We start from the raw sequence: 24,857 nt of genomic DNA on the forward strand, positions 1-24,857 counted from the left end.
TGGCGAGTTTCCACTGATCCAATTGCACGGAACTTATCGCAAATGACAAATTTTTGCTCAACCTACCCCTTTTGACCCCCGCAGCTTCCGGTTGCATGCTAGCTGTGCGACGCGGGCTTCATACTTCTGACACATCACGTAAAGGACGATGAAATGCCACATACTCCTGTTTCTACGAACAGCATGACCGATATCGTTGATCTGGTTCTCAGCGACCCGGGATTGACCGTTAACATCAGACAAGCCGACATCGATGGCGGCGCTGATGCAGCGGTGTTGATGAATTCCGTCATCTTGCAGGCGATTGAGGCCACTGGCGTTAATGCAGACCGTCTGATTACCCCGGACGAATTGCGATCGGTCAGCGACTACATTCGCGCCGATTCCGCGCTTTATGCCAGTTTCGTCGAAGGTCACGGGGATGACGACGGCAATGATGAAACCGGCTTTCATTTGGTCCAAGGCGATGGTGGCGCCTATCAGTTTCAGGGGCGAGATTTCATCGATACGGTTGCCGATGCGATCTACCACATCGGCTTTGAATATCAGGAAGGCCGCTTTCGCAACGAAGACGGCAACGCTAATGAAACCGTGGATGACGTGGCCGGTTGGCTGAATTGGTACGTGAACGGGCAAAACATCGTCTTTGGCACGGCTGAGGGCGAGACATTGCGATCCGGTCACTACAGTTTTGTGTTCGAAGAAGCGACCCACGAGATTTTCCAAGCGGGTGCTGGCGACGACAAAATTTGGGCGGGCATTGGCGACGATTGGATTTACGGGGGCGATGGAAATGACACCTCCGGCGGTGATTATGGCAATGACCGTATGTACGGCGAGGACGGCAACGATCATCTGTGGGGCGATGAGGGCAATGATCGGATTTGGGGGGGCGACGGCGATGACCGCCTTGGCGGCGGAACGGGCCATGATCTGCTCAAGGGTGGCGCGGGCAACGACATAATCGGCGGTGATGAAGGGCGCGACAAACTGATCGGCGGCGACGGCGATGACCGGCTTTATGGCGAAGAAGGTGACGACACACTTAAAGGGGAAGACGGTGCCGACACACTGGGCGGCGGATCTGGCGATGATCTGCTTTATGGTCAAGCAGGCGACGACAAGCTGCACGGCGACGAGGGCCGCGACAAGGCCTATGGCGGCAGCGGCAACGACAGTGTCAGCGGCGGGGACGGAGACGACAAACTTTGGGGCGATAAGGGCGATGATAGCCTCTATGGCGGGGAGGGTGACGATACAATGTGGGGCGGCAGTGGGTCTGATCGTCTCGATGGCGGCGCGGGCGACGACATGCTCAAGGCGGGCAAAGGCGACGACAGCCTCAAAGGTGAGGACGGCGATGACCTGCTTTATGGCAGTTCAGGCAACGACACACTAACCGGTGGTGAAGGCGCCGACATCTATGTGGGCGGCAGCGGGGCTGACATGATGTACGATTGGGAAGACGTCGACGCCGCAGATATATTTGTCTTTGCCTCGGGCGACAGTGGCACCAGCGAAGGCACACGCGATATCATCAAGGGCTTTAACAGCGGGGTCGACAAAATCGACCTGACAGCCTTTGAAGACATTAGCTTTATTGCCGCCGATCTCTTTAACGCAAATGGCGGTGCCGAGGCACGGTTCCGCAACGATATTTTGCAGGTTGATGAAAATGGCGACGGTGTCGCAGATCTGGAGGTCGAGATCTACTGGATCGATGCGCTGACTACTGCTGACGTTTTGCTTTAGTCCCGCATTTATAGCCTATGAAAAAGGGGTAGGTTCAAACAATCTTGCGCTTGCCCCTTGTCGTCGAGGCCTCTGCGGCATAGCTAATGCCTTGGCGGGTTCTGCCCTTCTCGTGTTTAGGTTAAATTCCAGTGGCCTTAAGCAAATCCGAGGGAGCTGGCTCTGTTTGGACCCTGGTTCTTTTATCTGGCACCCACCTGTATATACAGGTCCTCGGGAATTCATCACCTCACGGTTGCGTACTTTTTGCGGGCCCGCCACTTTATTTTTCAACTATTTCCGCCGAAACGACGGACTTTCAGCCGTAGCGCGTTATATCGTCCTAGATAACGCTCTAGGAGGCCCATGATGATCTTGTCCAAACTCCCTTTATCCGCAGCGGCTTTGGTCCTGTGCACGTCACTTGCAGCACAGGCAGATGTGACGGTTCGCTTCATTGAAAGCGCCCCTAAGGACAGTTTTGTGGTAACAAACACCAGCGCCTGCGCCCTGCCCGCCCAAGTTTTGACACTGGATCTTAGCACCAGTGCCGCAGGCCTGATTTTTGACGTGACCGATCAAGGTGCCGGCGTTGAGGTGTTTCAACCGTTGGAATTTGTGCAAGGCCAGCCATTGGTCCAGACGGTCAGCCAACCCATGGACGGTGACCAGCAACTGGTGATGAGCCTGAACGCCATGCAACCGGGCGAAGTTCTGCGTCTGACAATCGACTTAGACGACACGCTTGCGGCGGGTGAATTGGGCCAAATCCGGGTGTCCGGATCCGAGATTGAGGGCGCGCAGGTTCTGCAATCCCTCGGCAGTTTCGAGCCAACGATTGCCAGTTTTAACAGCAAAGGGATGGCAACAGTCGCCACCCCCGCGTGCACGTCCTAAGTAGGCATGGCCAAGGCGCTTTGTGCGCTGACCAGTTTGTCCAACCGCGCCGCTGCAAAAGCGGCGTGGGGCCATGTACCGTTGTAGTTGGCCGTTTGTGATTTGGGCATGACGCCTGTACGCAGGCTTGCATTCATCAAGACGTTGCCAAGGTTCACATCAATCCAATCTGACTGAACTTCAGGCTGCACAACGTCACGCTGTTTGATGTAGGAACATTCCGCATCAATCAGCTTGAGCAACAGGGACTTGTCCACGCCCGGACCAACAATACAATTGAGCGAAGGCAGCAATTCACACAGTTCGTTCAGCCCTTCGTCGGCCCGTTCAGTTACAAGGATCGTTACAACATCGGCCTTCTTTTGTTCGGCGATCAGGGAAATCGTGTGGGTCAATCGCCCCTCCAGCCGTTCCTCCATCAACACCAGATCAAACGCCCCGACGCGGGAATAATCCTGCGCCTCTTCAAGGTTGGCAGCGCTGACCACAGCAAAGCCATGGCCAAGCAACGCCAAGGTATGGATTTTGCGAATTTCTGGGTCAGAGTTGAGGATCAAAGCTTGCATATGGACGGTCCTAACGAGGTTGCAGTGTGTCTGCTCACTCTATCGGCCGGTCTTTTAAAACTTTCCTAAACTGCTGCCTGAATTTGCCATAAAATCGCGTAAAATTTGAAAGGCTTTGATTTCAATCAGAATTTTTTTGGCTGCGCTTCGCGAGCCATGTGGTCTAGCACAGCGTTGACGAATTTCAGCTCTTTGCCATCGTCAAAAAATGCACCTGCAACCTCAACGAATTCGACGATTACGACCTTTGGCGGTGTATCGCATGCCACCAATTCGGCACCTGCAGCCCGAAACAGGGCACGCAGAGTGGGATCAATCCGCGCAATCGGCCATTTGGCCACCAAAGCGCGGTCGGTCATTTGGTCAATCTTGGCTTGGTGATTAACGGCCTCTTCTGTCAGGAGGCGAAAGTGATCCACATCGCCTTCTTGCATCTCAACGCCGTCGTATATTGCGCCAAAACGGTGGTCCTCAAATTCTGCGCGGACCGCAGAAAAGCTTTGATCGGAATGTTCCATTTGAAACAGGGCCTGCACCGCGTAAAGCCGCGACGCTGATTTCATTTTCCGTTTTTGATTATTCGAAAGGGTCATGCCGTAGAGGTGCCATCTGTGTCGCCCGCAAGCAGGATATCTGAAGTAAAGCCAACGCCTTTGCGTGGAGCCGCCCATTTGCGCCCGATTGCCACAAGATGCAAGGCAGCAGCCGCTGCTCCGCCACCTTTATTTTGGTCGGAGGTCTCAGCGCGCACTTCGGCCTGCTTGCGGTTTTCAACGGTTAGAATGCCATTGCCAATGCACAGCCCCTGCAGGCCTAACAGTTGCAAGGCACGACTGCTGTCATTGCACACAGTGTCATAGTGCGTGGTCTCGCCGCGAATGATACAGCCAAGGGCCACGTAGCCATCAAAATTGCTGGTGCGCTCTGCAATGCCCACAGCCGTTGGAATTTCCAAGGCGCCGGGTACCTCAACCAAATCCCATGAAGCGTCGCAGGCTTCAATCTCGGCCTTGGCGCCAGCAATCAAGTTGTCGGCGATGTCTTTGTAATAAGGTGAGACGACGATCAGGATTTTGACAGGTTTGTCAAAGCTGGGACGCGGCAAGATATAGTGCTGTTCTGCGGTTGCCATTAACCGATCTCCGAAATTTTCTGGGTGCCGACGATGTCCAAACCGTAGGCATCAAGCCCCACGACTTTGGGTGTTGGCGAGTTGGTCAACAGGATTAAATCCGACAGCCCAAGCGAGCTGAGGATCTGTGCCCCCAGACCGTATTGGCGCAGGGTTTGCGGGGCATCTTCTGCATCTGCAGTCAATTCCATATGCACATCGCGCAACAAAACAACAACACCGCGGCCCTCTTGGGCAATCAGTTCCATCGCGTGGCCAAATTCGGCCGCGCGGCCTGAACCACCAACGCCGACCATATCAAGCATCGGGTCCAATGCGTGCATGCGGACCATCACGGGCTCAGGGGTCGTGATATCACCTTTGATCAAGGCGATGTGTTCCGCCCCTTGGGTCTCGTCAGAGTAAATCCGCATGGTCCATTCGCCGCCAAATTCCGATGTAATCTGTTCCTCGGAACGGACTTTGACCAAATTGTCATGGCGACGACGGTAGGCGATCAAATCACTGATGGTACCGATTTTGAGACCGTGGAGTTGGGCAAAGCCGACCAGATCCGGCAAGCGCGCCATTTCCCCGTCGTCTTTCATGATCTCACAGATCACACCAGAGGCATTCAGCCCAGCCAAGCGGCTGATATCCACGGCGGCCTCGGTATGACCTGCGCGTACCAAAACTCCTCCATCGCGGGCGCGCAATGGGAACACATGCCCCGGAGAGGCAATATCAGCCTCAGTTTTCGACGCATCAATAGCCACAGCCACCGTGCGCGCACGGTCATGGGCAGAGATACCGGTGCTGACCCCTTCCCGCGCCTCGATGGACACAGTGAACGCAGTCTCGTGGCGAGATGAATTATGCGACGCCATCAGCGACAGGCCCAGCTCGTCCAGCCGGTTGCCTGTGAGGGTCAAACAGATCAGCCCCCGCCCGTGAGTGGCCATAAAGTTGATCGCCTCAGGCGTGGCCATTTGCGCAGGGATCACCAGATCACCTTCGTTTTCGCGATCCTCATGGTCCACCAACACAAACATGCGGCCGTTGCGGGCCTCTTCGATGATTTCTTCGATCGGGCTAATCGCCTCAGCCCAGTCCTGTTCAACTTGGCCCGGGTTTTCATAATCGGGCATCAGCGCGTCCCTTCATCTGTGGGATTTGAGTATTTAGAGAAAAAAGAAATCATGGGTCACGCCCAGTCTTGCAAGCGAGCCACGTAGCGGGCCAATGTGTCGATCTCTAGATTGACCAGATCGCCTGTTTTTGCGTCGCCCCACGTGGTGTGCTGTTTGGTGTGGGGTATGAAATTGATGCCAAAGTCACAGCCGTCGACTTCGTTGACCGTAAGGGACGTGCCGTTGAGGGCGACGGATCCTTTGGGGGCGATAAATCGGGCTAGCGCGTCTGGTGCCGTTAAGGTCACGCGAGTGCTGTCCCCCTCATCGGACATGGCGCTGATTGTGGCCACACCGTCCACGTGGCCCGACACGATGTGTCCGCCCAATTCGTCGCCCACTTTCAACGCGCGTTCAAGGTTCAGACGGCGGCCTTGGGTCCAATCGGTTAAATTTGTTTTCGATACAGTTTCCGCCGAGACATCTACATCAAACCAGTCCGGCCCCATGGACACGACCGTCAGGCAGACACCGTCGCATGCAATAGACGCGCCCAAATCGATGGTCTTTGTGTCATAGCCCGTGGTGATCCGCGCGCGCAGATCGCCGCGTTGGTCCAACTGCGTTACATGGCCGATGTCGGTGATGATGCCCGTAAACATGAATTCCCCTTATGCTTGAGCGTTGAACTAGCTTTATCTGTGCCACGGGGCAAGTCGCCATAGGCGGTTTGACCTTTGGGAAATATTGAGGATTACGTGCGAAAAGAGCCTCATACGCCATATTTTTGTCAAACCGACTGGCTAAACACTGAATTAAAGCGCAATTTTCATAAAAACCGCGCAAAAACTGAGGCAATGATGCGGACTATCACCGGAGAAAATCGCAGGGTCCTGTTTCTGCAAGGCCCACATGGACCGTTTTTCCATCGTTTGGGGAAAATGTTGCGCCTTGCCGGTGCGCAGGTGTGGCGCGTGGGGTTTAATGCCGGTGATCGTGCATTTTGGTTTAGCCCAAAAACATATATTCCGTTTCGCGGCACGCCAGACCTTTGGCCCAGTACATTTTCACAGCTGATCACGGACAAGCAGATCACCGATATCGTGCTTTATGGTGATACGCGTCCCATCCACGCCCAAGCCATCGAAATTGCCAAGGCCGCTGGCCTCACCGTTCATGTGTTCGAAGAGGGGTACATGCGCCCCTATTGGGTCACCTACGAGCGCAACGGAACAAACGGCAATTCACGCCTGATGGATATGGACATTGCCGAGATGCAAACGGCGCTGGCCCAAAGCGATCTGGATGTGCCCGAGGCCCCCGCCCATTGGGGCGATATGCGGCATCACATCTTTTATGGGGCGCTCTATCATTGGTTCGTGATGTTTCGAAATGGCGACTATCGCAACTTCCAACCTCATCGCTCACTTACGGTGGCCAAGGAATTTCGTCTATACATCAAACGTTTGCTCCTGATGCCGTTCCAATCCATCGAGCGTATGATCGCAACCCTGCGGGTCAAAAACGGCGGTTATCCCTACCATTTGGCGCTGCTGCAGCTGGAACATGACGCGAGTTTTCAAAAACATTCGCCCTTCACGGCTATGTCGGAATTTTTGGACGTGGTGATCAGTGGATTTGCCAAAGGCGCACCGACCCATCACCACCTTGTCTTTAAGGCCCATCCACTAGAGGACGGGCGCGCCCCGATCCGGCATGATGTCCGGCGCTTGGCGCAGGCCTACGGTGTGCAAGACCGCGTGCACTACATTCGCGGCGGGAAATTGGCACGATTGCTGAACCAGACCCGCACAGCTGTCACTGTAAACTCTACCGCGGGCCAACAAGTGCTGTTTCGCGGTATTTCCCTCAAGGTTTTTGGCGACGCGGTTTATGCCAAGCCCGAGTTCGTCTCGGACCAGCCCTTGGGCGAATTTTTTGCCCGCCCCAAACGCCCCGTAAACCGGGCGTTCAAGGACTATCGACGCTTCCTTTTGGAGACATCGCAAATACCCGGCGGATTTTATTCCGCCCGTGGCCGCAGACAACTGTTGCGGCAAGTTGTTGATATGATGCTGGTAGATGAAGATCCGTATGATGCGCTGAAGGCTGGAAAAGCTGCCCATCGGCAACAGTTGCGGTTGATCCGCTAATAGCCACAATCTGTAGCGGTAGATTTTCGGATCAAAACAGGCTACACAGGTGCTAATAAGCTTGGAAAACAAGCGACTTGAGGCAGAGTTATAAGGTCGAAAGGACCAAGGCAGTGAAAATCAGCAGCAACCGCTGGGCCAAAAGCGCAGCCATTTTAGCCGTTTTGGCTGTCGTTTCGGGGTGCGGATTACCGCGCTCGGGCCCAAACAAATCCGAAATCTTTGCAGGCAGCGTGTTGAACGAAGGCGATGCCTTCATCGTCTCGGTCAATGACCGTGTGACCCGCGCCACCAGTGTTACGCCCGCGTTGGGCTTTTCACAGCAGTTTAAATCCGCGGGCGTTATTGGGTCCGATACCATTCGTCCAGGCGACGTTTTGGGTCTGACGATTTGGGAAAACGTTGATGATGGCCTCTTGGCCAACCAAGGCGCCAACGCAACCGTCCTTGAAGAAGTACAAGTCGACGGCTCGGGGCATATTTTTGTGCCCTATGCAGGCTCGATCCATGCAGCGGGCAAAACCCCAGAGGCGTTGCGCCAGATCATTACACGCAAACTCAACAGCCAAACCCCTGACCCACAGGTCCAAGTGCGCCGCATCGCTGGCGATGGATCCACAGTTTCGGTATCTGGCACTGTTGGTGCACAAGGGATCTACGCGATTGAACGTCCGACCCGCACACTCAGTTCAATGCTGGCGCGGGCCGGTGGTATCGCTGTAGAGCCAGAGATTGCTCAGATCACTGTGGTGCGTGGCACCATGCGCGACACAATTTGGTTCGAAGACCTCTATGACAATCCCGAACTGGACATCGCTTTGCGCGGCGGGGATCGGGTTTTGGTCGAGGCTGATACACGCAGCTTTACCTCACTTGGGGCCACTGGCACCCAATCGCGCGTCCCGTTTGAAAGCCAAGCCCTCTCTGCGATTGAAGCGATTGCCACTGTTGGCGGCCTGCAAACCAATGTGGCAGATCCAACCGGTGTGTTTGTCTTCCGTAACGAGCCTGCAGAGATTGCCAATTCGGTCATGGGCCGCGACGATTTGGTCGGGGATCAGCGTCTGGTGTATGTTTTGAACCTGACAGAACCCAATGGTATGTTCCATGCGCGCGATTTCTCGATCCGCGATCAGGACACTGTGTATGTGACCGAGGCCCCGTTTGTTCAATGGAACAAAACCATTTCGGCGTTGACCGGGTCACTGGGAGCCGTCAACACATTATCCAGCCTTGCTGGCGGCGGCTAACATTTGATGTCTGAGACGACAACAACCGCTGAGGAGAAATCACCGCAGCGGTTGTTTGTATATAACGGTGGCTTTCTGACCAGCGGTAGGATCAAACGCATCCTGCAACTCTCTGGTTTTGAAGTTAAAATTGGCATGCCGGGCGAAAACGATTTGGTCGGCGTCTGGGGCAAAAGCCCAACCTCCCCCCGTGGCGAAGCCGTGGCCCGCTCAAAAGATGCAGCCATTTTGCGGGTAGAAGACGCCTTTTTACGATCCGTTCATCCCGGACGCAGTGGTAGCCCGCCGTTGGGTCTGTTTCTGGACAAACGCGGCGTGCATTTTGATTATGCGCAGCCCTCTGATCTAGAGGTCATGCTGGCGACCCATCCGTTGGATGATACGGCCTTACTGAACCGTGCGCGCGCCGCCATTGACCGGCTAAAGCGCGAAGATCTTAGCAAATACAATAGCTTTGAACCAAAAACCGAAGTGCCCAAGCCCGGTTATGTTTTGGTGATTGATCAAACCAAAGGGGACGCATCGATCAAATATAGTGGTGCCGATGCCAATAGCTTTCGTGAGATGTTGTATTATGCGCGCGAGGAAAACCCCAGTGCCCGCATCGTGGTCAAGACCCATCCCGAAACCCAAGCGGGCCACCGGGAGGGACATTTTGGGCCCGACATAGAAGACGGCAAAACCACGTTATTTGATGGCGCTGTCAGTCCTTGGGCCCTGCTGGACGGGGCCACGAAGGTCTACACAGTGAGCAGCCAGTTGGGGTTCGAGGCGATTTTTGCTGGGCATAAACCGCACGTGTTTGGACGGCCCTTTTATATGGGTTGGGGGCTAACGGATGATCGCAGTCCCCTTGATCGCCGCCAGCGTCGCCTGACGCGAGCGCAACTTTTTGCAGCCGCCATGATCCTGTATCCCAAATGGTATGACCCTTTTTCGGATGAGCTGTGCACGCTCGAGCGGGCCATCGACATCCTCAGTGCAGAGGTGAGGTGTTACCGCGAGGACAAGCACGGATGGGTCGGCCAAGGCATGCGCCTTTGGAAACGCCCGCATTTGCAGGCGTTTTTTGGTGCCCATCAGCCAATGCGGTTCGAAAGACCCGCCATTGCTCCGCAACGCAGCATGGTCTGGGCCAATAAGATCCAGCCCCAAATGGAGCCGGTGGTCAGGGTCGAGGATGGGTTTTTGCGCTCGCGGGGATTGGGCGCGGATTTGATTCCACCGCTGTCGTTGGTCTGCGATCAACGCGGGATATACTACGACCCCTCCGCCCCCAGCGATCTGGAGCTATTCATCGAACGTTCCGTCGACTTGGACATCAGTGCGCAGGACAGGGCCGAACACTTGCGCCGGCAGATCCTGAAAAACAACCTTAGCAAATACAACCTTCGACGCAGCACGTTGGATTTGCCCAAAGGCTATAACGTGCTAGTGCCCGGTCAGGTCGAAGACGATGCTTCGATCCTCAAGGGGACATCCGCAGTGCGCAGCAATCACGCTTTGCTGGAGGCCGCACGAGAGGCCCACCCAGAGGCAAACATTCTTTATAAACCGCACCCAGACGTGGAGGCTGGCCTGCGGGACGGTGACCTAGATGCAGGTGATCTGGCCGATCGGGTTTTGGCCAAATCCGATCCTATTGCCCTGCTATCGCAAGTAGACGAAGTTTGGACGATGACATCCCTACTGGGGTTTGAAGCGCTGATCAGAGGCGTCAAAGTCACCACATTGGGCGCGCCGTTTTATGCAGGTTGGGGACTGACCACCGACCTTGGTGACGTGCCAAGCAGGCGCCGCGCGCGGCCCAACTTGCAGCAATTTATCCACGCCGTTTTGATCGACTACCCGCGCTACTTTGATCCAAAGACCGGCTTGGCTTGTCCGCCCGAAGTGGTGGTCAATCGTCTTGCACAGGGCGATTTACCAAAACCACGCATGGCTCATAGGGCTTTGGCTAAGTTACAGGGCGCTTTCGCCAGTTATGCCTATCTGTGGCGCTAAATCAGCGGTGTTTCGCGGGTCCAGATGTGCAAAACATCCGCACCCAATTGGCGATGTGAGACCAGTGTAAAGCGCGGCGCATCTGCTAATCGATCTAGGCCCAGCGCCCCCAGGGCAGGCTGCCCCTCGGCCCCAATGGCCAAACCAGCAATGTACCCCATCAGATCATCCACCAGATCCGCTGCCAAAAGGCTTGCGGCCAAGGCCCCGCCCCCTTCGCAATAAACAGATGTCAGGCCCGCGGCCCCGAGGTGCTGCAAGGCATCGACCATATCCACTTGCCGACCCGCCAGTTTGCACGCCACCGTTTTGGCCCCCAAACCTTGCCAGGCCGAGCTCAAATCAGGATTAGCGTCGCTACCATGACACAGCCACAGCGGTGTTTGGTTGGCGGTTTTGGCCAATTTCCCGTTCAGCGGAATGTCCAACTTGCGACTGACAACGATGCGCACCGGTTGACGCGCCACAGGCCATCCTCGAACAGTTAACGCAGGATCATCTGCCCGGGCCGTGCCGCCACCGATCATCACAGCGTCATGACCCGCGCGATCTGCATGCACCTGCCTGCGAGATTGGGGGCCAGTGATCCATTGGCTTTCGCCAGCTCCCGTCGCAATGCGCCCATCAAAACTGCTGGCTAGTTTCAAACTAACGCGCGGTCTCCCCAGCTTTTGACGCATCATGAAGCCGCTATGCGCTTTCAGCGCCTCAGGGGCCAATACGTTTGTAATAACGTCGATGCCCGCCGCGCGCAGGAGGGCCAGACCACCGCCGTCAACCCGTGGATCAGGGTCTTGCACTGCGACCACAACGGTTTTTACACCCGCCGCAATCAACGCCTCGGCGCAGGGCGGCGTTTTTCCGTGATGGGCGCAGGGTTCCAGCGTGACATAAACAGTGGCCCCGCGTGCAAAAGCGCCGGCTTGGGCAAGTGCCACGACTTCGGCATGGGGTCTGCCGCCAATTTGAGTCCATCCACGGCCAATAATGCGGTCATCCTTGACAACCACGCAGCCTACGGACGGATTGGGCCAGGTTAGGCCAGCCCCGCGCGCGCCCAACCCAAGGGCAAGCCCCATATAGGTCTCATGGCTGCGGGGCATGGCTATTCTTATTCTTCAGGATCATCCGGGCGCAATTCCGATACAAATTTGTCGAAATCATCCGCCGCTTGGAAGTTTTTGTAAACACTGGCAAATCGCACATAGGCCACTGTGTCGATACGGGCCAGAGCCTCCATCACGATCTCGCCGATTGTGCCCGACGGTATGTCTGTCTCACCCATGCTTTCCAGACGCCGGACGATGCCACTTATCATTTGATCCATGCGCTCGGGCTCAACGGGGCGTTTTTGCAACGCGATCCGAATAGAGCGTTCCAACTTGGGTCGGTCAAAGTCTTCGCGACGACCGTTTGACTTGATCACGATCAAGTCGCGCAACTGGACGCGTTCATAAGTCGTAAAACGCCCGCCGCATGCAGGGCAGAACCGACGCCGCCGAATGGCCACGTGATCTTCCGCAGGACGTGAATCCTTTACTTGTGTATCGATATTTCCGCAAAACGGACAGCGCATGGCCTATCCCCTATTTTAAACTGCCTTTGGGGGTCTTTGCCCCCTTTTATGGCACCACTATAGGGCGTTCCCTATAGTTTGGGTAGTGTGGAAATGCATACGCAGGATGTTGATGCTTTTGAGGCGCAGTTGGCCCAGACGTCAGCCAAGAAAATACTCGTTCACACTGATCCCTTCGACCAAAACCGATCCAAGATCCCATTCCACCAGCATATCTTCGCCCACGTTGGTAAATACCAGATCCTGATCAGCGGGGTTAAAGACCAAAATATCCTCGGCCACGTCAAAATCCGTGATCCGATTGGCGCCCGCGGCCCCAATGAATTTGAAACTATCCGCTCCTGCGCCGCCAGTCAGGATATCGTCGCCTTCGCGGCCGATCAATTCGTCATCGCCTATGCCGCCGCGCAGTTTGTCGTTGCCATCGTTGCCATCAAGCTTGTCATCGCCGGAGCCGCCATTGATCACATCATCGCCCGTGCCGCCAAACAGCTTGTCGTTGCCGCCTTCGCCCCAGATTTTGTCGTTGCCCGAGCCGCCCGAAACCTTGTCAGCACCTTTGCCTGCATAGAGCTTGTCATTGCCGCGTTCCCCAAACAGAACGTCCGCACTGATACCCGTGCTAATCTCATCACGCCCCTGCCCGCCCCGTAGATTGTCTTTGCCAACATCCGAGAACAACTGCGTTGGGCCATCAAGAAGACCCACTGCCTCCAATAGGCCAGATCCAAACCCAGACAGCAGCAGTTCCTCAAGGCCCAGCGAAAATCCAAATCCGGTCAGCTGCTGTGAGCCGCCAGAGATAACCTCAATATTGGTAACGGTTCCGATAAAGTCCTGCGGGTTCGATCCAGCGCCCACATCAAAAAAGGTGCCTGTCAGACGGATTTCCATGGAGGTGCCATCCCCATCTTGGCCCAAAAAATCCAATTCAGAGCTTGAGGATTTGGCAATCGATGAAAAGATAAAATCCTCGAAGTCCAAAAACGAAAGGTTGGTCGAAAAGAAAGTCATACAGATGCCTCAGTCTAGGGCGTGCCCCGAAATTGGGCGTGATTAACCAGAATTCAAAAATTGCGCCACGACAGTTCGTTGATGCGGTGCGGTTCTGTGTTCCATAATATAAATCCCCTGCCACGTGCCAAGGGTTAATGCGCCATCCAGCACCGGGATGGACAGATGCACAGGCAGCAGGGACGCTTTGATATGAGCCGGCATGTCGTCGGGACCCTCATAGGTGTGGGTCAAATAACTCATACTGGGATCAGTGGTGGGTGGCACCAACCGGTGAAAGAAATTCCGCAGATCCGTCTGCACTTCCGGATCGGCGTTCTCTTGGATCAAAAGGCTGGCGGAGGTGTGTCGGATGAACAGCGTCAACAACCCCGAGGCCCGCGGCACCCAATCAGCAATCTGGCCGGTGATCTCGAAAAGGCCGGGTCCGTTGGTTTGAAAACTGAATTGAGTGTGCATCGCATAAAAAAGGCGACCCGAAGGCCGCCTGTTCTAAATCATTGATCCAAAAAGCTGCGCAATTTGCGCGAGCGGCTTGGATGTTTGAGTTTGCGGAGCGCTTTGGCTTCGATCTGACGGATACGTTCGCGGGTCACGCTGAACTGTTGACCAACTTCTTCCAACGTGTGGTCGGTGTTCATCCCGATCCCAAAGCGCATGCGCAAAACACGTTCCTCACGCGGGGTGAGCGACGCCAAAACGCGCGTCGTGGTTTCCTTGAGGTTTTCCTGAATGGCGCTGTCGAGCGGCAAAACCGCATGCTTGTCCTCAATGAAGTCGCCCAATTGGCTGTCTTCTTCGTCACCAATGGGGGTTTCCAATGAAATCGGCTCTTTGGCGATCTTCATCACCTTGCGCACTTTTTCCAAAGGCATTTGCAGCTTTTCTGCCAATTCCTCGGGCGTGGGTTCGCGACCGATCTCGTGCAACATCTGGCGACCAGTGCGGACCAGTTTGTTGATCGTTTCGATCATATGGACCGGAATACGGATCGTGCGGGCCTGATCCGCGATAGATCGCGTGATCGCCTGACGAATCCACCAGGTTGCATATGTGCTGAACTTGTAGCCGCGGCGATATTCAAATTTATCCACGGCCTTCATCAGGCCGATGTTGCCTTCCTGAATGAGATCAAGGAACTGCAGACCGCGGTTGGTGTACTTTTTGGCAATCGAAATGACCAATCGCAGGTTCGCCTCGACCATTTCCTTCTTGGCCTGACGGGCCTCTTTTTCACCCTTTTGAACCTGCTGCACGATGCGACGGAATTCAGGGATATCCAAACCGATGTATTGACCCACTTGCGCCATGTCGCCGCGCAGTTCTTCGATTTTATCGGTGGATTTTTCCAACAACGCCTGCCAGCCGCGGCCGGCTTTGGCAGACATTTCTTCCATCCATGTCGGATCCAATTCGCGACCACGATACGCATCGATAAAGTCACGACGGTTGATACGGGCTTGGTCGGCCAGTTTCACCATGGAACTGTCGATGGACATGATCCGGCGGTTGATGCCGTAAAGCTGATCAATTAGCGCCTCTATCCGATTGTTATGCAGATGCAATTCATTGACCAACATCACAATTTCAGAGCGCAGCTTTTGGTATTTCTTTTCTTCTTTTTCAGAGAAGCTGGCGTCTTCGTTCAATGTCGCCGAGATCCGCAAATCCTGCATTTCAGACAAAAGCGAATAATCATGGGCAATCACGTCCAGCGTTTCCAAAACGCGCGGCTTGAGGGCGGCTTCCATGGCAGCAAGAGACAGATTTGCCTGTTCATCCTCGTCGTCGTCATCATCTTTGGCAATTGGATTGCCGTCCGCGTCCAATTCCTGTTCTTCGGTATTTTCTGCAGCGACTGGGGCAGCCGCACCGGGTGCGACAACGGTTTCTTCCTCGCCGTCCTCGCCCATTGTGTTGCCAAATGTGGTTTCAAGATCGATTACATCGCGCAGCAAAATGTCTTCGTTCAGAAGTTCGTCACGCCAAATAGTAATCGCTTGGAAGGTCAGCGGGCTTTCGCACAAGCCTGCGATCATTGTGTTGCGGCCAGCCTCGATACGCTTGGCAATCGCAATCTCGCCTTCGCGCGACAAAAGTTCAACGCTGCCCATCTCGCGCAAGTACATACGGACCGGATCGTCCGTGCGATCCAGTTTTTCTGTCTCGCCGGACCCCAGTGTGATTTCGCGCGCACCAGCCGTGGTGGCCACAGCAGTGTTGCCTTTGGCTTCTTCTTCTTCGGCTTCTTCGTCTTCGATGATGTTGATGCCCATCTCGGACAGCATCGACATCACGTCCTCGATCTGTTCCGAGCTGACCTGCTCAGGTGGCAGCACCTCATTGAGCTGATCGTAGGTGATGTACCCCTTCTCACGGGCGTCCGCGATCATCTTTTTGACCGCGGCTTGGCTCATGTCCAGCGAGATGTCGCTGTCTGAAACGTCAGATTTGCGGTCGTCTGTGTCTTTGGCCATGTCTTGGCTCCCCACTGGCGCGATGCGGCCTAAAAATAGGCCCATCGTTGGCTATCTACTGATTCGTTTTTCCACGTTTGGCGAATCATCACGTTTTTCCACTGATTCGACCAGAGTGGTAGAGGCATTTCTTTAGGATTTGGTCACCAAAACCACAGTTTACCGTGCGAATCGGTCTATTTCTTATTTTTGCTAAAACTGATCCCGTCTAGGAGGGCGTTCAGCGCATCTCGTTCTGTTTTGGCGACTTTTGCGCCATTTGCTCCGATGTCGTAGCTGGCCTGATCGTCGTTCTCTGGCGCTTGAGTGGTATCTAGGGCCGCGGCGGCCTGTTGCAAGCGCCATGTAAGACCTTCGTCCACCAAACCATCCATATCCTCCAAGGCCTCGGACACTTCACGCGCATGGCCGCGGTGGGCGGACAATTTCGCTAGCTCCTCGGCGACACACAGCGAGGCGGTTTGCGGATCAGGGTTTCTAATTGCAGGCACAATCGCCAAATGGGATTGCCCCAACAGAGTTTCAACCCGTTCGCCGCCGACACTGTCATAAAGCGCCTCTTTGAACGCATCGCCCGCCTCGACCAAGTTTAAAATGGCATCCCGCAGATGGGCGCTGTCGGCATTTGAAAATTCCAGGTCCTCCAGAGCACCGGCAAATTCAGGCAAGACTTTGGGGTTTTGGATCAACACAGCCAGGATAACTGCCTCGCGCAGCGCATCATCGGTTGTGCCCGTGGCTTGGGCCAAGCGGCTACTTTTGGTGGTCGCTTGCGGTTGGCTAACTTTCCATGCAGGCGTTCCGCGCGGCACATACTGGCGTTTTGCACCGGGTTGATAGGCGGGACGTGCGCCACGAAACAGTTGATACCGCAGTTCTTTGATGGCCTCGCCATAGTGATTGCGGATCGATGGATCCTGTATCAACTTCAGCTTGGCCCGGAGATCTTTGTCGAGAGCAGCCTTGCGCTCAGGACTGTCGAACACGCGCCCTTCAGTTTCGCGCTGCCACAAAAGATCGACCATTGGCATCGCGCCATCCAGCACGGCCTGCACTGCTTCGCGCCCTTGGGACCGTATCAAATCATCAGGATCTTGGCCCTCGGGCATCACCGCAAAGCGCAAAGACTGGCCCGCCTCCAATAACGGAAGGGCCAGATCAATCACACGCATGGCCGCCCTGATCCCGGCCTTGTCCCCGTCCAATGCGATGATCGGCTCGGGTGAGACACGCCACATCAGGCGCAACTGGTCCTCGGTGATTGCCGTGCCCAATGGGGCCACAGCCGCGCCAAAACCGCCCTCAACCAAGGCGATTACATCCATGTATCCTTCGGCCACGATCAGGGGCTGCCCTTTGCCTGCGGCCTCGCGCGCAGGCCCGTGATTATACAGGCTTCGGCCTTTATCAAACAGTTCGGTTTCGGGTGAATTGAGGTATTTTGCGTTGTCATTAGGATCCATGGCGCGCCCGCCAAAGCCAATGCAGCGCCCCCTTGGATCCCGGATCGGGAACTGAATGCGGCCGCGAAATGTATCGTAAGGCTTGCCACCTTTGGTGGATGGCTTGGCCAATCCGCAGGCCAAGATATGGTCTTCGGGTACGTCTTTGCCACGCAAGTGATCCCACAGCCCCTGCCAGGCATCCGGCGCAAATCCGATGTCAAACTGGTCCAGCGTTTGCGGTTTTAGCTTGCGACCCGCCAGATAATCCCGCGCCGCAGCGGCCCCGCCTGTTTTCAACTGCAGTTTGAAATGCTGCACTGCCATTTCCATGACCTTGGATAGTTCAGTGCGCCGATCCGCCTTTTCCTGAGCCTTTGGATCCGATTGCGGTACGGTCATTCCCGCCTCAGAGGCAAGAATTTGGATTGCCTCCATAAAGCCGACATTCTCGGTCTCACGTACAAAACTGATGGCATCGCCCTTGGCGTGGCAGCCAAAACAATAATAATAGCCTTTGCGGTCATCTACATGAAAACTAGCAGTTTTTTCATGGTGGAACGGACAGGGAGACCACATATCGCCCTTGCCTTGGTTCGATTTGCGCGTGTCCCACATGACTTTGCGCCCAACGACCTGAGAGATCGAGACACGGGTGCGCAATTCATCCAAGAAACCGGGTGGCAGACTCATGCACCCTATATTGGGCCTCTCAAGGCCAGAGTCTAGCGCTGAGCAACACTTTGCATGGCACGCTCGACATCGTGCCAAAGGGTCTGCGTCATCGAGCGCATGACCATAAGTTCAAACTGATCGGTGCCCGTTCGGGTCAGTGCACCGTTCATATGCTGGATCAGTGTCCGGGCGGTCTGGCCTATGCCAAACTTGGATAGACGCACATCAACAGGCACAAGACGCGCCAAAACATCCTCACATTTGGCCCCTTGTAGGGACACTATGCTCCATCCATCGCTTTGATCAGAAATGGCTGCATGCTTGGCCATTTGCGGTGCGGGGGCGGCTCCGATCAAAAGGTAGGTTCCCCTGCCGAACCACTGCACTGTTTTGGTCTGCTGGGTTGTGGTTCCATTGGGCTGCGGCAGTTTCATCCCGATCTGGGCCTCAACCGCGCTGGCATGGCCTTTGAATGGCATGATCTGCGTTATCTGGCCCATGTCCATCAACGACAACCGACAGTCGCCGTGGGTGACCTCAGAACGGTCTAAGGTGGCGCGTGCACTGAGCTCAATCACGAAGGCGTCCCCCATCAGGATCGTAAAACACTGGATCACAGACCTCACAAAGCGCTTCGATACCGCGCAAGTGATCGACCATCTTGACCTGACGACCGATCCGTTCGGGTCCATTTTGTAAGAAGCCCTGACCAATGGAATGGCCCAAAGTAGGCGAAAAACAAACCGATGTCAGATACCCTTTATCATTGGCACTGATCGCGGCATCGTTTGGATCAAAAAGATGCGCGCCAGCAACCAATTGCTGGACAGCGCCAATGGGTTTAAGCCCAACCAGCCGTTCGCGCGCAGGATCCATAAGGCCCTCGCGTTGCGACATCACCTTGCCAATACAGTCCTTCTTTTTGCTGACCAAAGCCTGCATGCCGATATCAAAGGCCGTCGTGCGCCCATGGATTTCAGCATGGGTTATAAAGCCCTTTTCAATGCGCAAAACATTGAGCGCCTCCATACCGTAGGGGCCGCCGCCTTCGACTTCAGCCAACGAGACCAGTGTTCGGAACAAGCTGTCTCCGTAGCGCGCAGGCACCGCAACCTCGTAGCCCTTTTCACCAGAAAACGAGATACGGAAAATACGCGCGGGCACGCCCGCAATACGGGCTGCACAACATCCCATGAACCCAAGGCCGTCTGCATCTGCGGTACTGTCCAATACAGCATTGATCACATCTTGGGCCTTGGGCCCTGCCACGGCAAACTGCGCCCAATGTTCGGTCACCGACGCGAACCGAACGTCCCAATCGGGCTTTAAAACTTGCGTGACAAATTCAAGATGGCGCATGACCAATCCAGCCGCCGCCGTGGTGGTTGTCATCAGATAATGCGTCTCGCCCAGTCGCGCACAGGTGCCGTCATCCATGACATGCCCGTCTTCGCGCAACATCAAGCCATAGCACACGCGACCAATTTTGAGGCTGCTAAAGGTATTCGTGTAGACAAAATCCAGCAATTGGGCCGCATCGGGGCCCTGAATATCAATCTTGCCAAGGGTCGAGACATCGCACACCCCAACGGCGTCGCGCACATAGCCCACTTCGCGGTCGCAGGATTGCCGCCAATGATCCTCACCTTTTTGCGGGAAATATGAAGGCCGGTACCATAGCCCCGCTTCAATCATCGGCGCCTTTCGTTCAAGACTGGCTGCATGGCTGGTCAAAAACCGCTCGGGCGCAAGGCCTTTGTCCGCACCCCCTGCCCCCAAGGCAGAAATTGGCACGGGAACAAATGGCGGCCGAAACGTGGTAGTGCCTGTCTGCGCGATCCCGCGACCCGTGGCATCGGCCAAAATCGCCAAAGCGCCAACATTGCTGTTTTTGCCCTGATCCGTGGCCATGCCTTGGGTCGTGTAGCGTTTCATATGCTCGACCGAAGTCATATTTTCGCGCGCGGCTTGCCTGATATCCTTGGTGGTGACATCGTTTTGAAAATCAAGCCAAGCACGCCCTTTGGCAGGCACTTCCCACATGGGTGTAATGTCGTAGGCCTGTGCATCTGCTTGCTGCCGTGACGCATCAGTCGGCATTTTGCCAAGGGCCTTTGCCACATTCCGACCCGCCTTTTGGCCTGACTGTAAACATCCGGCTGTATCAAACACTCCAGCCGCGGCACCGCAGACAACCATGTCTGGATTGGCCTCAGGATCCGCCAAAAAGCAGTTAAGTGTGCCGTCCCAAACCGGGCGGCCACCTTTGTGACAGGTCAAATGGATGGTCGGGTTCCAACCGCCCGTCACTGCAAGGCAGTCCGCCGGTACTTTGTGGCTTTTGCCCTGCGCCGTGTAACTGACATGGCTCAAACTGAGACGACCATGGGTCGCCTCAACCTGTTCGCCCTTGCGTGCGTCTACAACAATCGCCTCCACGCCTGCATCACGCAGATCTTGCGCAGTGCGCTCAACATCCCCGGTGTTTCCGAATACAACGACTTTCTTGCCCGTAGCCACGCCCCAACGGTGCAAATAGGCCCGCACAGCACTGGCCATCATCACACCAGGCCGATCGTTTCCAGCAAAGGCAATCGGGCGTTCGATAGCTCCTGCAGCCAAAATGCAGCGCTGCGCGGCAATGCGCCAAAAACACTGAGGCCCGGACACAGGTTGTTCTAACGCACCAAACGTCCCCTGATCATAGGCGCCAGTAATGGCCGTGCGCGGCATCAGCCGCACGTTCGGCATCTGCGCCAAATCTGCCAGAACTTGTGCCACCCATTGGGACGCTGGCTGGCCATCGATCTGTTCCTTTTCGCGGATCAAGCGGCCGCCCATTGCGGTGTCCTCGTCAGCCACGATAACGTCCAGCCCCGCAGATGCAGCCACTGTGGCAGCCATCAGTCCCGCAGGCCCCGCGCCAACCACCAATACATCGCAAAACCCATAGGCCTTTTCAGACGGGGTCTGATCCGGGGCATCCGGCAGTGCCCCCAGACCTGCGGCCTTGCGGATAAACGGCTCATACAGCCGCTCCCAAAACGCTTTGGGCCACATGAATGTCTTGTAATAAAAGCCCGCGCCCAAAAATGGGGCCACCAGATTGTTGAGGCTGAGTATATCAAAGGCCAAAGAGGGCCAGCGGTTTTGACTGACCGCCACCAAGCCATCGACCAAAGGCACAGTCGTGGCGCGCAGGTTGGGCATGGCTTTATCTCCAATGCCCACCGTGACCAAAGCGTTCGGTTCCTCTGACCCTGCGGTCATAATCCCCCGAGGCCTGTGGTATTTGAACGACCGTCCGACCAACAAAACATCATTGGCCAACAAGGCCGAAGCCAATGTATCACCTGCAAACCCCGTGTACCGCCTGCCATCGAACGTGAAGGAGAGCGGGGCGGATCTGTCCACCTGACCCATTGCGTCTAATCGCATGTTGCCACCTCGGTGACCGAGAAAATCTCGTGGGTCCGCGTGTCGCGCTCGACCCGCAGCCAAGCGCCACATCCCGCCTCGTGCATCCATAAATCAACTGTCCGGCCTGCAGGATTATCGCGCAGATGCACAAAATCGTCCCATGCCTCCGCGCCTGAGTCAGGTTCAGGGCGCGTCAGAGCCACGCCGCCATAGTAAAACTCACGACGATCCCGATCGCCGCAATGCGGGCAGGTCAGACGCATGGGTCCCGCCCTTTTTCTTTGTCAAAAAATCCCCGCCTCAGGCATCCAAACATCTCAAGTCTTCCTAATGCAGATTATGTTGGGCACCGGTGCCCTCTTCATCCATCAAACCTCGCCCCGTTCGGAACCGATCCAACCGAAATTTAGCAGCCGGCCCGTGATGTTGGTCAGTGGCCATCAAATGCGCAAAGGAATAGCCCGAGCCCGGAACGGCCTTGAACCCGCCATAGCACCAACCACAATCGATATAGAGGCCGTCCACATGGGTCTTGTCGATGATCGGGCTGCCGTCCGGCGTCATATCCATAATGCCGCCCCAACTGCGCAACACCTGCGCCTTGCCGATCATGGGCATCAGCGCCATGCCCGCTTCCATCACATGCTCTTTCATCGGCAAATTGCCTCGCGCAGCGTAAGAGCTGTAGAAATCCAGATCGCCGCCAAAGACCAGCCCACCTTTGTCGGATTGGCTGATATAAAAATGTCCCATGCCAAAACTGACCACGTGATCGATGCAAGGCTTGAGGCCCTCGGTGACAAAGGCCTGCAACACGTGACTTTCGATGGGCAGGCGCATTCCAGCCATGGCCGCCACTTGCCCTGAACGACCTGCGACCACGATACCAACCTTTTTGGCCTTTATTGCACCTTGCGTCGTTTGAACCCCACGCACCACACCGTTTTCAATGTCGATACCCGTGACTTCGCAGTTTTGAATAATGTCGACGCCGCGCTGGTCCGCACCGCGGGCATAACCCCAGGCCACCGCATCATGGCGCGCGGTTCCGGCGCGTTTCTGCATCAATCCGCCATAAATTGGAAACCGTGCGCTATCGTAGTTCAGATAGGGGAGCAGACGTTTGACGTCAGCACGGCCCAGCAATTCAGCATCGTCGCCTTGGTTGCGAATGGCATTGCCGCGGCGCACCAAGGCATCGCGTTGCCCGTCAGAATGGCACAGCATGATCTGGCCCCTCTGCGACATCATCGCGTTAAAATTAAAGTCTTGCTCCATCCCTTCCCAGAGCTTGAGGGAATGGGAATAGAATTCGGAATTGCCTGGCAGAAAATAATTGGCGCGCACAATGGTCGTATTGCGTCCGACGTTTCCGCCCCCGATGTAGCCTTTTTCCAAAACTGCGATATTGGTAAAGCCGTGGTTTTTGGCCATATAATACGCCGTGGATAGCCCGTGACCGCCACCACCTATTATGATCGCGTCATACTCGGCCTTGGGTGCAGGAGACCGCCAAAGCGGGCCCCACCCTTTGTTACCGGTCAGGCCCTGTTTTAGGATTTGCAGTGCAGAAAAGCGCATCGTGCCCCAGTGTTTCATGCGTGTTCTGCTGAAAATGACAAAAGGGGCCAGTCAGCACCAGCCCCTTTTGCGACATATAACGGACGGTGTACGTCCGTTTGGGGCCTACAGCCCTTTTGCTTGATAGCTTGAGGCCACTTTGCCGATTGAGACCAAATACGCCGCCGTGCGCAAATCGGTAACGTCATCCCGGGTACGCCAGACTTCCGCCATGGATTGATAGGCCACCCGCATCGTGTCGTCCAAACCGGAACGGACCAGTTCCAATTCATCGGCACCGCGCAGATACTTGTCCTTGAAATTGTCGCTGAGGTTCCATTCCAACCCTTTTTCCGAGGACAAACGTTCGAGTTCGTCAATCAGCAGTTGGTGACGACCTTCTTCTTGACGGCGCTGCATGCGGCCAAACCGGATGTGGCTCAGGTTTTTGACCCATTCGAAATAAGACACCGTCACGCCGCCTGCGTTGGCATACATGTCTGGAATGATGACGCAGCCTTTCTCGCGCAGGATACCATCCGCCCCGGCTGTGACAGGGCCGTTTGCCGCCTCGATGATCAAAGGCGCCTTGATATTGGCCGCATTGGACAGATTGATCACGCCTTCTAGTGCCGCAGGGATCAAAATATCGCAATCTGCCTCCAGCAAGGCAGCCCCATTTTCATGGTGTGTGCCGTGGGGATATCCCGTCACGCCGCCATTTTTGGCGATCCACGCTTGTAATGCCGGCACATCAATGCCGCCTATATCTTCGATCGCACCGTCGCGTTCGATGACAGCGACAATCTTGCATCCATCTTCTTCGGCAAGGAACTTTGCAGCATGAAAGCCCACGTTGCCCAGCCCCTGCACGACGACGCGTTTGCCATCTAGGGTTCCGGAAAGGCCCGAGGCCGCAACGTCATCAGGATTACGGAAATATTCGCGCAGCGCATATTGCACACCGCGCCCGGTGGCCTCGACCCGGCCTGCGATGCCGCCAGCATTCAAAGGTTTACCCGTGACACAAGCCTTGCCGTTGATGTCGGTTGTATTCATGCGCATGTACTGATCGGCCATCCACGCCATCTCACGCTCGCCAGTTCCCATGTCGGGTGCCGGGACGTTTTGCGACGGATGGATCAGATCGCGCTTAATCAACTCATAGGCGAAACGCCGAGTGATCAATTCCATTTCATGTTCATCGTATTGGCGCGGATCGATACACAGCCCGCCTTTGGAGCCCCCAAACGGCGCCTCAACCAACGCGCATTTATAGGTCATCAAGGCGGCCAGCGCTTCGACCTCGTCCTGATTGACCCCAAGTGAGAAACGAATACCGCCCTTTACAGGTTCCATATGTTCAGAGTGAACGGATCTATACCCAGTGAATGTTTCGATTTTGCCGCGCAACCTAACACCAAAGCGCACCGTATAGGTTGCATTACAAACCCTGATCTTTTCCTCCAAACCCGGTGGCAATTCCATCAACGCAACAGCGCGATTAAACATTAGATCGACAGAATCGCGAAAACTGGGTTCATTTGCCGCTGACATAAGAGAGCCTCCTCAAGTTTGGCTAGGACATAGATACAAGAGTACTATGCCGCCTTTATGCCCTATTGGTTAATCCTTTGAAGATTTAATTGCTCGTTTTTTATGCAGTTTATAAACTTTTGGAAAATATCTGTTTCCAATAGACGACTTAGCACCCGATTTATCGCTAAAGTTGTGAACAAATAGCTTCCCGACCTAGTTATTGTCCCGAAATTGGACAGGCTGGCTACTGAAAGGCCCCCTTTCGGTCATATTTCTGCCCCAGATCAAGGATTAATACCACCAAGCCCGAGG

At 55.3% G+C, this 24,857-nt stretch carries 21 protein-coding genes; 5 read left to right on the forward strand and 16 right to left on the reverse strand.

Features of this window, described 5'->3' with window-relative positions:
- Nucleotides 1–183 precede the first annotated feature (183 nt).
- Together ACIRQ6_RS11490 and ACIRQ6_RS11495 are read left to right on the forward strand one after the other, a co-directional pair.
- Entirely contained in the window at nt 184–1,752 is a 1,569-nt protein-coding gene (locus ACIRQ6_RS11490; protein WP_420860726.1) for a calcium-binding protein, read from the forward strand.
- Between the two features lie 345 nt (nt 1,753–2,097).
- Nucleotides 2,098–2,628 (forward strand): hypothetical protein, encoded by a 531-nt coding sequence (locus tag ACIRQ6_RS11495; RefSeq protein ID WP_420860727.1) that lies wholly within the window; start codon nt 2,098–2,100, stop codon nt 2,626–2,628.
- Here ACIRQ6_RS11495 and ACIRQ6_RS11500 read toward each other — a convergent pair.
- The 5 genes from ACIRQ6_RS11500 to ACIRQ6_RS11520 form a co-directional block, all read right to left on the reverse strand.
- A complete protein-coding gene (locus ACIRQ6_RS11500) occupies nt 2,625–3,194 on the reverse strand; it encodes a response regulator (RefSeq protein ID WP_420860728.1) in 570 nt (189 codons plus the stop codon). The genes ACIRQ6_RS11495 and ACIRQ6_RS11500 overlap by 4 nt on opposite strands.
- Nucleotides 3,195–3,319: 125 nt before the next feature.
- Nucleotides 3,320–3,787: a transcription antitermination factor NusB gene (gene nusB, locus ACIRQ6_RS11505; protein WP_420860729.1), complete on the reverse strand. Its 468-nt coding sequence runs from the start codon at nt 3,785–3,787 to the stop codon at nt 3,320–3,322.
- Nucleotides 3,784–4,326 carry a 6,7-dimethyl-8-ribityllumazine synthase gene (locus ACIRQ6_RS11510; protein WP_420860730.1) on the reverse strand — a complete coding sequence of 181 codons (543 nt, stop codon included), beginning with the start codon at nt 4,324–4,326 and terminating at the stop codon, nt 3,784–3,786. The genes nusB and ACIRQ6_RS11510 overlap by 4 nt, the downstream gene beginning before the upstream one ends.
- Nucleotides 4,326–5,453 (reverse strand): 3,4-dihydroxy-2-butanone-4-phosphate synthase, encoded by a 1,128-nt coding sequence (ribB, locus tag ACIRQ6_RS11515; protein WP_420860731.1) that lies wholly within the window; start codon nt 5,451–5,453, stop codon nt 4,326–4,328. The genes ACIRQ6_RS11510 and ribB overlap by 1 nt, the downstream gene beginning before the upstream one ends.
- 56 nt (nt 5,454–5,509) lie before the next feature.
- On the reverse strand, nt 5,510–6,097 hold the full coding sequence (locus tag ACIRQ6_RS11520) for a riboflavin synthase (RefSeq protein WP_420860732.1): 588 nt from the start codon (nt 6,095–6,097) through the stop codon (nt 5,510–5,512).
- Nucleotides 6,098–6,295: 198 nt separating this feature from the next.
- Between ACIRQ6_RS11520 and ACIRQ6_RS11525 the strand changes: the two genes are divergently transcribed.
- The 3 genes from ACIRQ6_RS11525 to ACIRQ6_RS11535 all read left to right on the forward strand — a co-directional run bounded on the left by ACIRQ6_RS11525 (nt 6,296) and on the right by ACIRQ6_RS11535 (nt 10,842).
- A complete protein-coding gene (locus ACIRQ6_RS11525; RefSeq protein ID WP_420863901.1) occupies nt 6,296–7,588 on the forward strand; it encodes a capsule biosynthesis protein in 1,293 nt (430 codons plus the stop codon).
- Between the two features lie 113 nt (nt 7,589–7,701).
- Entirely contained in the window at nt 7,702–8,838 is a 1,137-nt protein-coding gene (locus ACIRQ6_RS11530; protein ID WP_420860733.1) for a polysaccharide biosynthesis/export family protein, read from the forward strand.
- A 6-nt stretch (nt 8,839–8,844) separates the two neighbouring features.
- Complete coding sequence (locus ACIRQ6_RS11535) at nt 8,845–10,842, forward strand: capsular polysaccharide biosynthesis protein (protein ID WP_420860734.1); 1,998 nt, start codon at nt 8,845–8,847, stop codon at nt 10,840–10,842.
- Here ACIRQ6_RS11535 and ribD read toward each other — a convergent pair.
- The 11 genes from ribD to ACIRQ6_RS11590 form a co-directional block, all read right to left on the reverse strand.
- On the reverse strand, nt 10,839–11,945 hold the full coding sequence (gene ribD / locus ACIRQ6_RS11540) for a bifunctional diaminohydroxyphosphoribosylaminopyrimidine deaminase/5-amino-6-(5-phosphoribosylamino)uracil reductase RibD (protein WP_420860735.1): 1,107 nt from the start codon (nt 11,943–11,945) through the stop codon (nt 10,839–10,841). The genes ACIRQ6_RS11535 and ribD overlap by 4 nt on opposite strands.
- Nucleotides 11,946–11,953: 8 nt before the next feature.
- Nucleotides 11,954–12,418, reverse strand: coding sequence for a transcriptional regulator NrdR (gene nrdR / locus ACIRQ6_RS11545; RefSeq protein WP_420860736.1), 465 nt, complete (start codon nt 12,416–12,418; stop codon nt 11,954–11,956).
- Nucleotides 12,419–12,559: 141 nt separating this feature from the next.
- Entirely contained in the window at nt 12,560–13,432 is an 873-nt protein-coding gene (locus ACIRQ6_RS11550) for a calcium-binding protein (RefSeq protein ID WP_420860737.1), read from the reverse strand.
- A 42-nt stretch (nt 13,433–13,474) separates the two neighbouring features.
- Entirely contained in the window at nt 13,475–13,891 is a 417-nt protein-coding gene (locus ACIRQ6_RS11555) for a secondary thiamine-phosphate synthase enzyme YjbQ (protein ID WP_420860738.1), read from the reverse strand.
- A gap of 38 nt (nt 13,892–13,929) precedes the next feature.
- Nucleotides 13,930–15,909 carry an RNA polymerase sigma factor RpoD gene (gene rpoD / locus ACIRQ6_RS11560; protein WP_420860739.1) on the reverse strand — a complete coding sequence of 660 codons (1,980 nt, stop codon included), beginning with the start codon at nt 15,907–15,909 and terminating at the stop codon, nt 13,930–13,932.
- A 176-nt stretch (nt 15,910–16,085) separates the two neighbouring features.
- Nucleotides 16,086–18,044 carry a DNA primase gene (dnaG, locus tag ACIRQ6_RS11565; protein ID WP_420860740.1) on the reverse strand — a complete coding sequence of 653 codons (1,959 nt, stop codon included), beginning with the start codon at nt 18,042–18,044 and terminating at the stop codon, nt 16,086–16,088.
- Between the two features lie 32 nt (nt 18,045–18,076).
- On the reverse strand, nt 18,077–18,604 hold the full coding sequence (locus ACIRQ6_RS11570; RefSeq protein ID WP_420860741.1) for a sarcosine oxidase subunit gamma: 528 nt from the start codon (nt 18,602–18,604) through the stop codon (nt 18,077–18,079).
- Nucleotides 18,597–21,464 carry a sarcosine oxidase subunit alpha family protein gene (locus ACIRQ6_RS11575; RefSeq protein WP_420860742.1) on the reverse strand — a complete coding sequence of 956 codons (2,868 nt, stop codon included), beginning with the start codon at nt 21,462–21,464 and terminating at the stop codon, nt 18,597–18,599. Before ACIRQ6_RS11575 ends, ACIRQ6_RS11570 begins: the two co-directional genes overlap by 8 nt.
- Nucleotides 21,455–21,709: a sarcosine oxidase subunit delta gene (locus ACIRQ6_RS11580; protein ID WP_420860743.1), complete on the reverse strand. Its 255-nt coding sequence runs from the start codon at nt 21,707–21,709 to the stop codon at nt 21,455–21,457. The genes ACIRQ6_RS11575 and ACIRQ6_RS11580 overlap by 10 nt, the downstream gene beginning before the upstream one ends.
- A gap of 64 nt (nt 21,710–21,773) precedes the next feature.
- The gene (locus ACIRQ6_RS11585) at nt 21,774–23,027 is read right to left on the reverse strand and encodes a sarcosine oxidase subunit beta family protein (RefSeq protein WP_420860744.1); all 1,254 of its coding nucleotides are present in this window, start codon (nt 23,025–23,027) and stop codon (nt 21,774–21,776) included.
- Nucleotides 23,028–23,132: 105 nt separating this feature from the next.
- Nucleotides 23,133–24,563 (reverse strand): Glu/Leu/Phe/Val family dehydrogenase, encoded by a 1,431-nt coding sequence (locus tag ACIRQ6_RS11590; protein ID WP_420860745.1) that lies wholly within the window; start codon nt 24,561–24,563, stop codon nt 23,133–23,135.
- Between the last annotated feature and the right edge of the window lie 294 nt (nt 24,564–24,857).

Source organism: Algirhabdus cladophorae (assembly GCF_044772865.1).
In the GTDB taxonomy this organism is placed as follows: Bacteria; Pseudomonadota; Alphaproteobacteria; order Rhodobacterales; family Rhodobacteraceae; genus Algirhabdus; species Algirhabdus cladophorae.